The following is a 13,152-nucleotide window of genomic DNA, read 5'->3' as shown; positions in this document are numbered from 1 at the left end:
CGTTTGGCCTACATGACCGAAACACGTTCCAGTCTCGCCCGGGTGAGCCTCGGTGCCGCGCTGAGCATCGCCCTCGGCGCCTTCGTGCTGGCGACGCCGGTCTCGGGTGCCGCGCTCTCCACCACTGATGACACTGCCAACAAGTCCGAGGTGGCCCGCTCCGGCGGGCTCCTCGGTCACGAGGCCGATGCCGGCCTGGACGTACGCGACCGGGTGCTGCCCAGCTCGACGCAGGAGTCCGCGGCCAAGGCCCTGGATGCCGTCGACATCCGCTGGAACGCCCACGGCACGCCGACGTCGCTGATCACCTCCGACGGCGTGCTGGCCGAGACCGGTTCGGAGGACCCGGTCGAGGCCGCCCGCGGGTTCCTGAGCGAGAACGCGGCGGTCTTCGGGCTCTCCGCGGCCCAGCTGGACGACCTCGAGCTCGTCAGCGACCAGAAGCTCGCCGAGGGCGGCGGTCATGCGGTGCTCTTCCGGCAGACCTACGACGGGCTACCGGCCGCTACCGAGGGGCTGGTCACCGTCGGGGTGGCCGACGGGGACATCGCCTACGTCTCCTCGTCGCTGTCGAAGGTGAGCGGCACGCCGGCGAAGCCGACGCTCTCCCCCACCGAGGCCTGGCTGAAGGCGGCCGCCTCGGCAGGGCTGGACGTGGCCGGCGCGAAGGTCGGCGAGATCGTGACCGAGACGGCCTCGAAGCTGACCAGCTGGACGAAGCTGACGGTGCCCGGCCTGGCGACGGACCAGCTGGTGCGGCTGCGCGCGCTCCCTGTGCCCGGCCAGGGCGTACGCCCCGTCTTCCAGTCCACCGTCGTCGACTCCGCCGCCGCGACCCTGCTGGGACAGACGGTGCTGGTGGACGCGGTCACCGGCGAGGTGCTCCTGCGTCAGAACAACGTCAACCACGAGAACGACGTCGAGGGTCCGTTCACCGGCACCGCGCTCGGCGACTGCGGTCCCAAGCACACCTTCGAGATCGCCGATGACAAGACCCGCACCCTGGCCGCGGTCGCGGTCGGGCTGCCGGTCGACGACTTCACCGTGAAGCTCTTCGCCCCTGACGGGAAGCTGCTCGTGGAAGGTGACCTGCTCACCAGCCCCGAGGCCGCGACCTACACCGCCGACAAGATCGACCCCGGGACGTACGCGGTCCAGGTCTGTCCCTTCGACGACTCGCTCCTCGTCGGCAGCTACGCGCTCACCGTCGCAGCCTCCGATGTCGGCGCGGGCACCGGTGACCTGCCGGGCAGCAACCCGCGCTGGTCCTACTTCCCCGGCACTCCCGATGCCGACTCGACCGGTGGCGAGGGTGTTCCCGCCAACGATGTGGTCGCCTGCTGGACGAAGGTCGCCGAGTGCACCGGCCCGGAGCTGAAGAGCCTGGCCAACGCCGGCCCGTGGGACACGGTGCTGAACACGGCCGTCGGGGTGCCGTCGCTGACGACGATCGGCAACAACGCCAACACCCATGAGGGCTGGCTCTCGCCGCTGGCGGCGGGTGGTCTGGAGCAGGCGCCGATCTCGCCGGTGCGCGACTACTCGGGCAAGTTCACCGACGCCTGGAACAACTCCAAGTGCTCGCCCACGAACCTCGTACCCGGTGGCAACGACGTCAACTACGTCGTCGGCAACCTGTTCACGAGCCACAACCGCATGCACGACTGGTCCTACTTCCTCGGCTTCACCGAGGAGAACTACAACCTGCAGACCGACAACCTCGGCCGTGGCGGCCGCGGGCTCGACGCCGAGGTCGGCAACGCGCAGGCGGCCGCGATCGACTCGCAGATCATCGAGCAGACCGGGCTGCTGACCGGCCGCAACAACGCCAACCAGCTCACCTTGATGGACGGCGTGCCGGGCATCACCAACCAGTATCTCTTCCAGCCCGCCGCCGGCGCCTTCTACGCGCCCTGCACCGACGGTTCGCTGGACTTCGGGATCGTGGGGCACGAATACACCCACGCCATCTCCAACCGGATGGTCGGCGGCCCCGACGACGGCCTCACCTCGGAGCAGGGTGGCGCGATGGGTGAGTCGTGGAGCGACCTGGCCGCGGCCGAGCACATGTTCGCCCACGACCTCTACAACGGCGGTAGCCCGTGGGCCGTCGGCTCCTACGCCACCGGCAACACCGACGTGGCGATCCGCGACTTCGCCATCGACAGGAACCCGCTCAACTTCTCCGACTACGGTTTCGACACCACCGGCCCCGAGGTCCACGCCGACGGCGAGATCTGGAACGGAACCATGTGGTCGGTGCGGCAGGCCCTGGTCGACAAGTACGACGCCACCCACCCCTACGCCGACAAGGCCCTGCAACGGCGCTGCTCGGTCGGCACCACCTCGGCCTCGCCGCTGGCGCCCGACCACTGCCCCGGCAACCGCCGCTGGATCCAGCTGGTCTTCGACTCGTTCCTGCTCCAACAGGGCGCGACCTCGATGCTGGACGCCCGCGACGCCTTCATCGCCGCCGACCAGATGCGTTTCGGCGGCGCCAACCGCGAGGTGATCGCGAAGGCCTTCGCCCAGCGCGGCATGGGCCAGTACGCCACCACGACCGCCGATGACCACGAGCCGACCCCGAGCTTCGCCTCACCGGCCTCGCGCAACGCCAAGGTCACCTTCACCGCTCCCGCCCCCGGGAAGGTCTACGTCGGACGCTTCGAGGCGCGGGCCACCCCGATCGCCGACACGCTCTCCGACACCCCGCTCGGCTCGGTCGCTCACTTCGTCCCCGGGACGTACGAGCTCCTCTACGTCTCCGCCACCGGGGGCGCCCAGCGCAAGACGGTCACGGTCTCCCCCACCGAGATCACCAAGACCGTCTCCTTCGCGACCGGGACCAACCTGGCCGCGGCCGCCAACGGCGCCAAGGTGCTCACCTCGACCGAGGGCTCGCGCAACCCGGCCGCCCTGATCGACGGCACCGAGGGCACCAACTGGGGCGGCGTGACCGCGGACAACGTGGACGCGACCACACCCTCGGTCGCCGTCGACCTGGCCGGCGGGACGCGCACCGTGAAGACGGTCAACGTCAGCGCCTTCCTGTCGCCGGCGACAGACACCGACGCCGACTCGGGCTCGCGCTTCACCGCACTCCGGAAGTTCGCACTGGAGGCGTGCGTCTCCTCATGCGACACCGCCGGCGCGACCTGGAAGCGCTTCTACACCTCGGCCGCCGACGCCTTCCCTGGAAAGCGCCCGAGGCCGGTCGCGCCCAACCTCAACCTGCGCACCTTCGACGTCCCCGACACCTCCGCCTCGGCGGTCCGTCTGGTGGCGCTGGAGAACCAGTGCACGGGCTACGAGGGCTATTCCGGTGAGCAGGACGCCGACCCGCTCACCACGACCGACTGCAAGACCGGCTCCGACCGCGGCACGATCGTCCACGCCGCTGAGCTGCAGGTCTTCGGTCAGTGAGCTGAGGTCTCGGTGTCCTGCTGGCGCGGGGCACCGAGACCCTTCGGTTCCAGGGCGGGTCTGTGGTTGTGGCGGTCGCATTGATGTCGTACGCGGTGCATGCAGTCGCGTCGGCGACTGCTGCTTCGGGGGACTGTTTGCCGCCGACCCTTTCCTGGAGGGTGTTCTGGTGGGTCCTGCCTGGAGAGGGTGTCGCGGGTGCCTGCACAAGACGAGGACACCTTGTGAATCGTTCACAAGGTGTCCTCCACCCCGATGGTCGAGCTTGTCGAGACCATCCCAACCTGCAGCCCGTGGCCATCGTCGGCTGATGCTCCTCGGCCCACGCCGCGACGGGACGACCGCCCGGCACCACTCCTCCACTCATCCTGAGGATCCCCACTGGAATGGAGGCCCCAGACCATCCGGAGCGCGAGGAAGCTTCACCAGAGAGCGGAATTGCTCCCACCAGTGGGAAGCTGGGGCGGAAGCGGAACAGGCCCGGGTCACGTGCCAGGTTCGCTGGCTCAGGTGTGCCAGCAGACCAGCGAGTCGGGTAGGGGCCAGGCGCCTTGGCCGGTGAACTCGAGGATCCAGCACCGCTGGATCTGAGTGGCGGACTGGGTGCCCGGCTGCTCCGGATGCCGATTGCCCGGCCATGGGCAGACGTCGTCTCGTTGGTCTCGACAGGTCGGTCTAGATGCGGCGGGCGAGCCTGATTCGACCGTCGGGTAGTCGTTCGTAGGTGTAGTCGGGGCTGTGGATCCGGCGGTGGTCAGCCGGGCAGAGCAGGACCATGTCGTTGAGGTTGGTGGAGCCGCCTTCGGCCCACGGTTTCAGATGATGGGCTTCGGTCCAGGCGGCTGGGGCGTCACAGTCTTCGGCTTGGCAGCCCTTGTCCCGTAGTCGTAGTGCCCGGTGCTGGATCGGGTGGGCGAGGCGGGTGCTGCGGCCGAAGTCGAGGAGTTCGGAGTCGGTGCCGAGTACGGTGGGGATCAGGTCGGCGTTGCACGCCATCCGGCGGGCCTCTGCTGCGGTGATGGTGTCGCCGTCGAACCCCAATGAGGCGGTGCCGAGGTCGGTGCGGAGCTGGTCCACGGTCATCGTGATGAACACCGTGGTCCCATGCCCACCATGGCGGGGCAACTGGTCGACATCGTAGGTCTCGATGACCCGGACGAACGCCTGACCCAGGAGCCGGTCATAAGGGATCTTCTTGCCCTTGTCTTCGGCCGACCACTTCCTCGGCTGCGCCAAGGAGTCCAGGAAGGTGCGGAGCCGCACTCCGACGGCGTAGGGGACGCGGGCCTGGATGTCGACGGTGCCGTCGCCGTTGGTCTGGGAGTGGAAGAACGTACGCCTCTGGGCGCGTTCTTCTTCCTTGAGCAGTGCTTTGGCTTCGGCTTCTTCGAACCGGACCGGGTCGATCTCGGCCAGGATCCGGCGGCCGATGATCCGCAGTTCGTTCGCGGTCAGCCTGGTGGCGTAGTCGACCAACAGCTTCTCGGCCAGGGCCAGGTCCTCAGCAGTAGCAGCGGGGTCTGTCTGGATCGCATCCAACGCCTTCGTGATGACCCAGGCTTTGTCTTGGGAGACCTCACCGGCAGCGAGGCCGGCGGCAACCTGCTCGTACCTGGACACGGCATTAGCCAGTTTCACCTCGGCGCGTCCGACTTTCTTGTCGACGAGGAGCTCGGTCCGCATCCACCCGGAGGCGTCCTTGGCACCGGTCTCTTCCGCGATGTCACCCGCAGAGGCGAGAACACGAAGCTTCAACGCAGCCTGCTGGGCCTGGAGTTTCTCCAGCCGTGCCAGGAGGTCCTTCTTACGACCGGTGCGCCAATAGGTCGGGTCCATCGCGAGCAGTTCACCGATCGCGGTTTCGATGGCAGCAAGAGCGACCTCGATCGGGTCGCCGGGGTTGGTGCCCCAGCGGACGACGTGGTTCTCGACGCTCATCGCTGCCTCCTTTCAAAGGCGTGCCGTAGTGCCCCTGATTCTACTCCGAAAGCCTCGCTGGTCATAGCTATTTGTGCAGGTCAAGCCTTGTTTTCGCGGTCAGCGAACATCGTCGATCCTGTGGATGGTAGGTGGCCCGAAGGGCCACACATCCACCCCCTTGAACACCACCTGACCCACAAGGAATCGACCGCGGCCACACCCTGGCCGCCGCCCCGATAATCAGCGAAATCATTTCTCGACTGATCCCGGTGTCAAGGACCGCGAAGCGGCCGGCGTAGCCGGCGGCCGTAGGCCGTCCTTTACTCCGGGGTCCGTCGAGAAGACCCTCCAGGAAAGGGTCGGCGGCCCACACAAAGACAAGAGGAGACCTTCCGGCAGGGAGGTCTCGACAAGCTCGACCACCGAGCCGAGGGGGTCTCGACACCCTCGCCTACGAACTCCCCCGGCCAGACGAGCGAGGACCCAAGGCGATCGCGGCAAGCGTCGCTGCAACCAGCACAGTCCCGGCAAGAACCCAGTAGAGCCCGTCGTATCCACCCAACACCAAAGCGAGCACAGCACCGACGGCCGGCGCGAGCGCACCAGCGACACCCGCAGGCGCGGAGTAGACCCCGTTGAGCGCGGCGTACCTCTCCGGCCCCCACAGGTCGCTGACGACCGTGGCCGAGATGAGCGTGTAGAGCCCCCGGGCGGTCCCGGTGAGCACCGCGACGACGATCATCACCGAGGCGACGGGAGGCAGCAACGGAAGCAGCGCGACCGAGGCCGCGAACCACAGCACTCCCCCGAGCATTCGAGTCCGGACGCCGAAACGCCGGGCCAGCAGCGGGTAGAACGCACGCCCGGCGACCTGCCCGGCTCCACTGAGCCCGAGAGCCCAGGCAGCCGTCGTCGGACTCAGCCCACGCTCGACGAGGAACGGCACCAGGTGCACGATCGACCCGAAGACGACCATCGAGACCAATGTGCCCGCAAGCGTGAGCAGCACGAACCGGCGGCTCAGCAGCACGTCCCGATCGCGCACCGGCCGACCGTCCTTGCTCGAACCGGTCGGCTCCCACGCCAGATCGAGCACCATGACGCTCGGCACGAAGGTCAGCGCGATGAAGACACCGGCCAGGATGACGTACGTCCATCGCCACTCCACCCACCCCGCCAGCGCATCGGTGAGCGGCGCGAAGATGGTCGAGGCGAACCCACCGGCGAGGGTGAGGGTCGTGATCGCATCGACCCGCCGCGTACCGAACCAGTGGGTCAGAGCCGCGAAGGCCGGCGGGTAGAAGGTGCCTGCGGTCGAGAGCCCGACCAGCAGCCAGCCCAGCGCGAAGATCCAGTACGAGGGCGCGGCAGCGACCACGAGCAGCGCCCCCGTCCCCAGCACGCTGGCCCCGGCCATCACCCAGCGCGGTCCGAAGCGCTGGATGACCCGCCCGACGGGGATGCCCGCCACGGCCCCCACGAGCGTGCCGGAGGAGAAGGCGGTGGTGATCGCTGCCGCCGACCACCCGGTCGCGTCGACGATCCGCGGCTGCAGGACGGTGAAGGCGTAGTAGAGGACGCCGTACGCCACGGTGACGGTCACACAGAGCGTGACCAGCACCGCGAGCAGTGGCCGAGCCTCGACCCGCCGTTCCATCGCCAACCTCCAAGCAGCACGTGCGTCGTCACCCTCGCACGCGCCACGTCGGCGTCAGCGCCGGCCTCAGCGTTCCAGGTGGACCTGTTCGGCGACGCCGCTGAGCTTTGAGGGGTTGCGTACGTAGTAGAGGTCGGTGACCATGCCGTCCTCGACGTGCAGGGTGACGACGCCGTCGACCTCCTCGCCGAAGTAGATCAGCATCCCGGGGGCGCGGTTGACGCTGGTCAGCTCGAACCTGGGGATGCCGTACTTCGTCGCCAGCCCCGCGAAGAACCGCAGCACCTTCTCGGCGCCGTGGATCGGCCTGCGGGCCGCCTGGACCACGCCGCCGCCGTCGGAGAAGAGCACGACGTCGGGGGCTAGCACGTCCAGCAACGACTGCAGGTCGCCGCCGGTCGCGGCGTCGCGGAACCGCTCCAGGGCGTGCCGTGCCTCGGCCACCGAGACCGACTCCCGCGGCCGACGCTCGGCGACGTGGTCCCGCGCGCGATGGGCGATCTGACGCACCGCGGCGGGCGACTTGTCGACCGCGGCCGCGATCTCGTCATAGGCCAGCGCGAAGACCTCGCGCAGCACGAAGACCGCCCGCTCGGTCGGCGAGAGCGTCTCCAGCACCAGCAGCACCGCGGTCGAGAGCGAGTCGGCGAGCTCGGCGTCCTCGGCGACGTCCGGCACGGTGAGCAGCGGCTCGGGAAGCCACGGGCCGACGTACGTCTCCTTCCGGCGCGACAGCGTCCGGATGCGGTTGAGGGCGAGGCGGGTCGTGATCCGCACCAGATAGGCGCGCTGGTCGCGCACCTCCTCGAGCGGCACCTCGGCCCACCGGAGCCAGGTCTCCTGGATGACGTCCTCCGCGTCGGCGGCCGAGCCGAGCATCTCGTACGCGACGGTGAAGAGCAGGTTGCGGTGGGCGACGAAGACCTCCGTCGCGGCATCGCCCTCGTTCATGCCTCCGACCTTACCGGTGCCGAAGCCAGCGGGACCTCGCAGACGTCGGAGTATCCCTGGCTCTGCAGCCCGGCCGCCGAGTTGAACCGCGAGCGCATGTTCTCCACAGCGATCATCTGGGTCAGCTCCACCATCGCCTCGGCGCCCAGCTTGGCCAACAGCACCGCGACCATCTCGTCGGTGACGGTCAGCGGCGTGGACGACATCGCCTCGGCATACTCGATCACCTGCCTCTCGGTCTCGTCGAAGACGTCGGAGGTACGCCAGACCTGGACCTGGCTGATCTTGTCGAGATCCAGGTCGTCGTTGTGGGCGAGGTAGTAGCCGAAGTCCAGGCACCAGCTGCACCCGATCGTGCTCGCCGCGGCCATCTCGGCCAGCGACTTGTACGTCGGGTCGAGCGCCTTCCACTTCCCCACCTTGGTCTCGAACCCCATCACCGCGCGCAGCAGCGGCTTGTGGTGGAAGTAGACGTAGCCGACATCGGGGACCTCGCCGAACATCTTCTTGCTCACCCGGCGCACCACCGCGCCGTAGAGTCCGGTCAGCTCGGCCTTCGGGATCCTGAATGTGCTGGGCATCGTCGCCCTCCTGTGTCGTGCGGAGCAATCTCGTCACCATCCAGACACCGACGACCCCCGGGTTGTGACAGCGCCGGCTCGCTAGGGTGGTCGCGTGAGCGAGCGCCAGCGAGTGAACCAAAAAGTCACGCGACCGCGTCCGTACCCTGGCGCCTGCGCTACGGAGGTGGTCGCGTGAGCGAGCCAGAGACGACCACGGTGGCCGAGGGCGTTGCCCGGATCGAGTGGGCCGCGGGCGAGTCGGTCGATGTCGTACGTCGCGAGGTGGCCGCCGCTCTGCTCACCCACCACCGGGTGGAGGCGCTGGTCGACCCCGACGATCCGTCCGAGCAGCGCACCGCGACCTGGTCGGGGCTCCACCGCGAGGGACTGCTCCGGGGCGTGGCCGGCGGCAAGGACCGGATGATCTATGCCCGGGTCGTGAGCGATGCGCCCGTGGAGGCCCCCGAGGGCTTCCGGGCGCTGCTCAACTCCTTCCTCCCGCGCAAGCGCGCGATCGGTCAGATGCTGGTGCGCGACCCCGACAACCGGGTGCTGATGTGCCAGCTGACCTACAAGAAGGACTGGGACCTGCCCGGCGGCATCGTGGAGGTCGGTGAGTCCCCGAAGCTGGCCACCACCCGCGAGATCGAGGAGGAGCTCGCCCTCGAGATCGCCGCCGGTGAGCTGCTCCTCACCGACTGGCTGCCGCCGTGGGGCGGCTGGGACGACGCCGTCTGCCTGGTCTTCGACGGCGGCGTCCACGATCCCTCCCTCCTGGCACGCACCACCCTCCAGCCGCGCGAGATCCGCTCAGTGGCGTTCTGCACCCTCGACGAGGTCAGGGAGCGCGCCGCCGACTTCACCGCGCGCCGGGTCGAGGCCGCCCTCGCCGCGCTGGGCGGCGGCCCCGGCTACACCGAGTCGGGGCGTACGTAGCACTCCCTGAGCAACCAGCGCCCCGAGCACGAGGAGGGCGCCGCCGGCGAGCTCGCCGACGCTCGGCACCTCCCCGAGCAGCACCCACGCCGAGCCGATCGCGACCGGCGGCACCAGCAGGATCCACGGCACCACCGACGACGCGGGGTGCCGGGCGAGCAGCGAGTTGAAGATCCCGTAGCCGACGAACGAGGCCAGCACAACCGTGTAGGCCGTCGAGGCCAGCGCCTCCCAGCCGAAGGCGGCCACCCCGTCGCGTACGCCCTGCGGCCCGTCGATCACCAGCGAGAGCGCCAGCAGCGGGAGCGGCACGACCAGCGCGGACCAGACCGTGAGCGAGAGCCCGCCGGGCACCTTGGCCGCCCGGGAGATCACGTTGCCCACTGCCCACGACAGCGCCGCGAGCAGGCAGAGCAGGAGCGCCACGGCCGGAACGTGGCCACCCCGGCCGAAGGCCACGACGACCAGCCCGATCGCGCCGGCGAGGACCCCGACCACCTGCATGAGGGTCGGCCGCTCGCGCAGCACACCGGCCGCGATGACGATGGTGAGCACGACCTGCGCCTGGAGCACGAGACCGGCCAGCCCTGGCGGCATCCCCGCGGACATGCTGGTGTAGAGCAGCCCGAACTGGCCCAGGCTCATGAACACCCCGACCGCCGCGATCACCCGCCACGGCGCCTTGGGGCGTGGCAGCAGGAACACCGCGGGGAAGGCGACCAGGAAGAACCGCACGGCGACCAGGAGCAACGGAGGCACGGAGTGCCCCTCGCGCGGGGCGAGACCCCAGTCGATGACGACGAAGTTGAAGCCCCACAGGACAGCGACGAGGACGGCGAGCGATGAGTCACGGCGGTTCACACCGTCAACGATGACGGCAATGATCATGAAGCACCAGCGAATGATTCTTCACCCGAAGACGTAGCATTGCTTCATGATCGATCTCGCCTCCATGGTTGCCCTCCGCGCCGTCGACACCCACGGCTCCGTCGTGGCGGCCGCCGACGCCCTGGGTTTCACGCCGAGCGCCGTCTCGCAGCAGGTCAAGCGGCTCGAGCGGCAGGTCGGCGTACCCCTTCTGGAGCGGATCGGCCGGGGCGTGATGCTCACCCACGCGGGCAGACACCTGGTCGACGAGGGTTCGCGGCTGCTCGCCGACATGGAGTCGCTGGAGTCCGGGCTGCACGAGCAGACCACCACCGTCGCCGGAAGGCTACGGTTGACCGCCTTCTCCACCGCGATGCGCGGCCTGGTCGCTCCGGTCGCGCGCGAGCTGCTCGCCGCGCACCCCGAGCTCGCCCTCACCCTCTCCGAGCGAGAGCCCTGGGACACCATCGACCTGGTCGCCACCGGCCACAGCGAGATCGGCGTCGTGCACTCCTGGGGCGACGTACCCCTCTCGATCCCCGACCACCTCGTCACCACCGAGCTCCACCGTGACGTCGCCGACGTGATCGTCCACCGCGACCACCCGCTGGCCCAGCTCGCCAAGGTGACACCGCACGACCTCGTCGCCGAGGACTGGATCGCCACCCCTGAGGGCACGATCTGTCGGCAGTGGCTGAACCGGATGTACGCCGGCACCGGCCATCTCCCCCGGATCGCCCACGTCTCGATGGAGTTCGACAGCCACCTCGCCCTGGTCAGGGCAGGCCTCGGGATCGCGCTCGTTCCTCGGATGGGGCGAGCGGATCTCGGTGAGGAGCTGGTCGACGTACGCGTCGTCGACCCGGTCCCGACCCGCGAGATCCTGGGGCTGCACCGGCGCACGATGGCCGCTTCGCCGGCGGTCGCCGCCGTGCTGGCCGCGCTCGCCGGCCAGAACTCGGGCCAGCAATCGGGCCAGAAATCGGGCGAGAGCTCGGGTCAGAACAGCTCGGGTCAGAACAGCGCAGAAGCCAGCGACTGACGACCCTTGAGCACTCGCTCGTCGTCGTTGCCGACCGCGGCGAAGAGGCCCAGCAGGTGCGTGCGCGCCTTGTTGCGCTCGTCCCCCGAGGTACGCCGCACCAGCTCGATCAGCCGGAGGAAGGAGTCCTCCACGTGGCCCCCGAGCAGGTCCAGGTCGGCGACGAGGGTCTGCGCGTCGATGTCGTCGGGCGCCGCCGCGGCGGCCTCACGGGCCGTGTTGAGGTCGACCCCCTGCGTACGCTGCAGGACCTTGGCCATCGCCAGGCCGGCCGCGGCCTCGGAGTCGGCTGGGTTGGAGGCGATGAGCTTCTCGTACTCGGCCACGGCCGCGTCGATGTCGCCGCGCTCCAGCGCGTCCTGGGCCGGGGCGTAGCGCGGGTCGAGCGCCGGCTCGCCGTCCTCCTCGGTCGCCACGGGGCCGCCGAGGGCGTTGGGCTTGTGCCGCCCACCGATCCCCTGCGCGGTGAGCTGCTGGCCGAGCTGCTGGAAGACCGTACGCAGCTCCTCGGCGTTGAGCGCGCCCGGGATCGGCTGGGTCGCCGGCCGGCCGTCGATCAGGATGTAGAGGAGCGGAACCTGGGGCACCTGCAGCGCCTGCGCGATCTGCTGGTTCTTGTCGATGTCGACCAGGCCGGCCAGGAACCGGCCGTCATACTCCTCCACGACCGCCGAGACGTCGGCGGCGTAGGCGACGCTCTCGGGGGCACGCGAGGCCGAGTAGAAGACAAGCACGACCGGCGCGGTCATCGACGCCTCGAGGACGGACTGGAAGATCTGCTCGTCGATCTCGACGGTGTAGGAGCCGGCGGTCCGCCCCTGGGCGGGAGCCGCGTCGGCCGGAGCCCCGAAGGGCGAGTCCTGGGCGGGGCTGGTGCTGGTGAGCCCGGAGAGGTCGACGGCTCCGGGACGGGAGAACGGCTGCTGCGTCATAGGGACAATCCTATGAGCAGACACCAGCCCGTCGACCAACCGACGTTGGTTTAGCCGACTGGTTTAACCGACACTGCCGCGCAGACCCGCCCGCTGGACGACGCGCTGGATGGTCAGGTCCCGCTCGGTCGGTCGTCCGACGAAGTAGATGTTGTTGAGCCCCTGCTCCTGGGCGGCCGACTCGAAGACGAAGTGGCCGTAGTTGAGGATCTGACCCGTGAACGACTGTTTGACGGTGATGTCGAGCACTCGCGCCAGCGGCATGGTCGCCAGCTCGCTCGAGAGCACGCCGTGGACGCGGAAGATGCGCATGTTGGTGACCACGAACCGGTCCCTGCTGACCACCAGCGCCCGCCAGAACGCATGCCCGACCAGCGCGAACGCGACCAGCACGAGGATCCAGGCGACGTTCATGTTGATCGTCGCCGCCACGATCATCAGCGCCAGACCGAGGATCGCCTCGGCCACGGGCCTGATGTAGGAGACCCAGTGATGGGTGACCTCGTCCACGACGACCTCACCTTCGTCTCGCAGAAGGTGCTTGGAGATGTCGACACCGAAGAGGTTCACAGGGTCAACGATAGTGACTCTGTCGAACCCATGGCGAGAGAACAGGCCGTACGCCGGGACAACTCGCACGCCGAGACGTCACCCCTGCAGGCCGAGAAGTCAGCTGTACAGGCCGAGAAGTCAGCTCTGCCGGCCGAGAAGTCAGCTGTGCAGGTCGACCTGCAGAAGTGACCTCTCGACCTGCAGAGGTGACGCCTCGGCCCGCAGAGGTGACGCCTCGGCCCGCAGAGGTGACGCCTCGGCCCGCAGAGGTGACGCCTCGGCCCGCAGAGGTGACGCCTCGGCCCGCAG

The 13,152-nt window shown here is 69.0% G+C and carries 10 protein-coding genes and 1 pseudogene; 4 read left to right on the top strand and 7 right to left on the bottom strand.

From position 1 onward, the window contains the following. Positions 1-12: 12 nt before the first annotated feature. Positions 13-3,423 (top strand): M36 family metallopeptidase, encoded by a 3,411-nt coding sequence (locus tag ACRDPS_RS17510; RefSeq protein ID WP_431502940.1) that lies wholly within the window; start codon positions 13-15, stop codon positions 3,421-3,423. A gap of 675 nt (positions 3,424-4,098) precedes the next feature. On the opposite strand, the gene ACRDPS_RS17505 is transcribed toward ACRDPS_RS17510, so the two are convergent. The 4 genes from ACRDPS_RS17505 to ACRDPS_RS17490 form a co-directional block, all read right to left on the bottom strand. Then, positions 4,099-5,361 (bottom strand): DUF222 domain-containing protein, encoded by a 1,263-nt coding sequence (locus tag ACRDPS_RS17505; protein ID WP_431502939.1) that lies wholly within the window; start codon positions 5,359-5,361, stop codon positions 4,099-4,101. A 433-nt stretch (positions 5,362-5,794) separates the two neighbouring features. After that, complete coding sequence (locus ACRDPS_RS17500) at positions 5,795-7,000, bottom strand: MFS transporter (protein WP_431502938.1); 1,206 nt, start codon at positions 6,998-7,000, stop codon at positions 5,795-5,797. A 66-nt stretch (positions 7,001-7,066) separates the two neighbouring features. Beyond that, complete coding sequence (locus ACRDPS_RS17495; protein WP_431502937.1) at positions 7,067-7,951, bottom strand: RNA polymerase sigma-70 factor; 885 nt, start codon at positions 7,949-7,951, stop codon at positions 7,067-7,069. Continuing rightward, a complete protein-coding gene (locus ACRDPS_RS17490; protein ID WP_431502936.1) occupies positions 7,948-8,532 on the bottom strand; it encodes a carboxymuconolactone decarboxylase family protein in 585 nt (194 codons plus the stop codon). Before ACRDPS_RS17490 ends, ACRDPS_RS17495 begins: the two co-directional genes overlap by 4 nt. A 174-nt stretch (positions 8,533-8,706) precedes the next feature. Here ACRDPS_RS17490 and ACRDPS_RS17485 point away from each other — a divergent pair, with 174 nt between their 5' ends. Next, the gene (locus tag ACRDPS_RS17485) at positions 8,707-9,450 is read left to right on the top strand and encodes an NUDIX domain-containing protein (RefSeq protein ID WP_431502935.1); all 744 of its coding nucleotides are present in this window, start codon (positions 8,707-8,709) and stop codon (positions 9,448-9,450) included. Between the two features lie 24 nt (positions 9,451-9,474). On the opposite strand, the pseudogene ACRDPS_RS17480 reads toward ACRDPS_RS17485, so the two are convergent. Continuing rightward, positions 9,475-10,338 (bottom strand): annotated as a pseudogene (locus ACRDPS_RS17480) (EamA family transporter); the annotation flags it as partial. 46 nt (positions 10,339-10,384) lie between these two features. Here ACRDPS_RS17480 and ACRDPS_RS17475 point away from each other — a divergent pair. Continuing rightward, positions 10,385-11,359 carry a LysR family transcriptional regulator gene (locus ACRDPS_RS17475; protein WP_431502934.1) on the top strand — a complete coding sequence of 325 codons (975 nt, stop codon included), beginning with the start codon at positions 10,385-10,387 and terminating at the stop codon, positions 11,357-11,359. Here ACRDPS_RS17475 and ACRDPS_RS17470 read toward each other — a convergent pair. Beyond that, complete coding sequence (locus tag ACRDPS_RS17470) at positions 11,332-12,291, bottom strand: co-chaperone YbbN (protein WP_431502933.1); 960 nt, start codon at positions 12,289-12,291, stop codon at positions 11,332-11,334. The genes ACRDPS_RS17475 and ACRDPS_RS17470 overlap by 28 nt on opposite strands. A gap of 63 nt (positions 12,292-12,354) precedes the next feature. Beyond that, the gene (locus ACRDPS_RS17465) at positions 12,355-12,861 is read right to left on the bottom strand and encodes a PH domain-containing protein (protein WP_431502932.1); all 507 of its coding nucleotides are present in this window, start codon (positions 12,859-12,861) and stop codon (positions 12,355-12,357) included. A gap of 30 nt (positions 12,862-12,891) precedes the next feature. Here ACRDPS_RS17465 and ACRDPS_RS17460 point away from each other — a divergent pair, with 30 nt between their 5' ends. Further along, the gene (locus tag ACRDPS_RS17460; protein ID WP_431502931.1) at positions 12,892-13,032 is read left to right on the top strand and encodes a hypothetical protein; all 141 of its coding nucleotides are present in this window, start codon (positions 12,892-12,894) and stop codon (positions 13,030-13,032) included. Positions 13,033-13,152: the final 120 nt, after the last annotated feature.

The organism is Nocardioides sp. (assembly GCF_050699375.1).
In the GTDB taxonomy this organism is placed as follows: domain Bacteria; phylum Actinomycetota; class Actinomycetes; order Propionibacteriales; family Nocardioidaceae; genus Nocardioides.
The sequence above is the reverse complement of the archived record's forward strand: the minus strand, read 5'-3'. Positions and strand labels throughout refer to the sequence as shown.

What these genes read in the sequence shown, in the direction of transcription:
- ACRDPS_RS17510 (WP_431502940.1), top strand. Translation starts at nt 13, where the DNA reads ATGACCGAAACACGTTCCAGTCTCGCCCGGGTGAGCCTCGGTGCCGCG.
- ACRDPS_RS17505 (WP_431502939.1), bottom strand. Translation starts at nt 5,361, where the DNA reads ATGAGCGTCGAGAACCACGTCGTCCGCTGGGGCACCAACCCCGGCGAC.
- ACRDPS_RS17500 (WP_431502938.1), bottom strand. Translation starts at nt 7,000, where the DNA reads ATGGAACGGCGGGTCGAGGCTCGGCCACTGCTCGCGGTGCTGGTCACG.
- ACRDPS_RS17495 (WP_431502937.1), bottom strand. Translation starts at nt 7,951, where the DNA reads ATGAACGAGGGCGATGCCGCGACGGAGGTCTTCGTCGCCCACCGCAAC.
- ACRDPS_RS17490 (WP_431502936.1), bottom strand. Translation starts at nt 8,532, where the DNA reads ATGCCCAGCACATTCAGGATCCCGAAGGCCGAGCTGACCGGACTCTAC.
- ACRDPS_RS17475 (WP_431502934.1), top strand. Translation starts at nt 10,385, where the DNA reads ATGATCGATCTCGCCTCCATGGTTGCCCTCCGCGCCGTCGACACCCAC.
- ACRDPS_RS17470 (WP_431502933.1), bottom strand. Translation starts at nt 12,291, where the DNA reads ATGACGCAGCAGCCGTTCTCCCGTCCCGGAGCCGTCGACCTCTCCGGG.
- ACRDPS_RS17460 (WP_431502931.1), top strand. Translation starts at nt 12,892, where the DNA reads ATGGCGAGAGAACAGGCCGTACGCCGGGACAACTCGCACGCCGAGACG.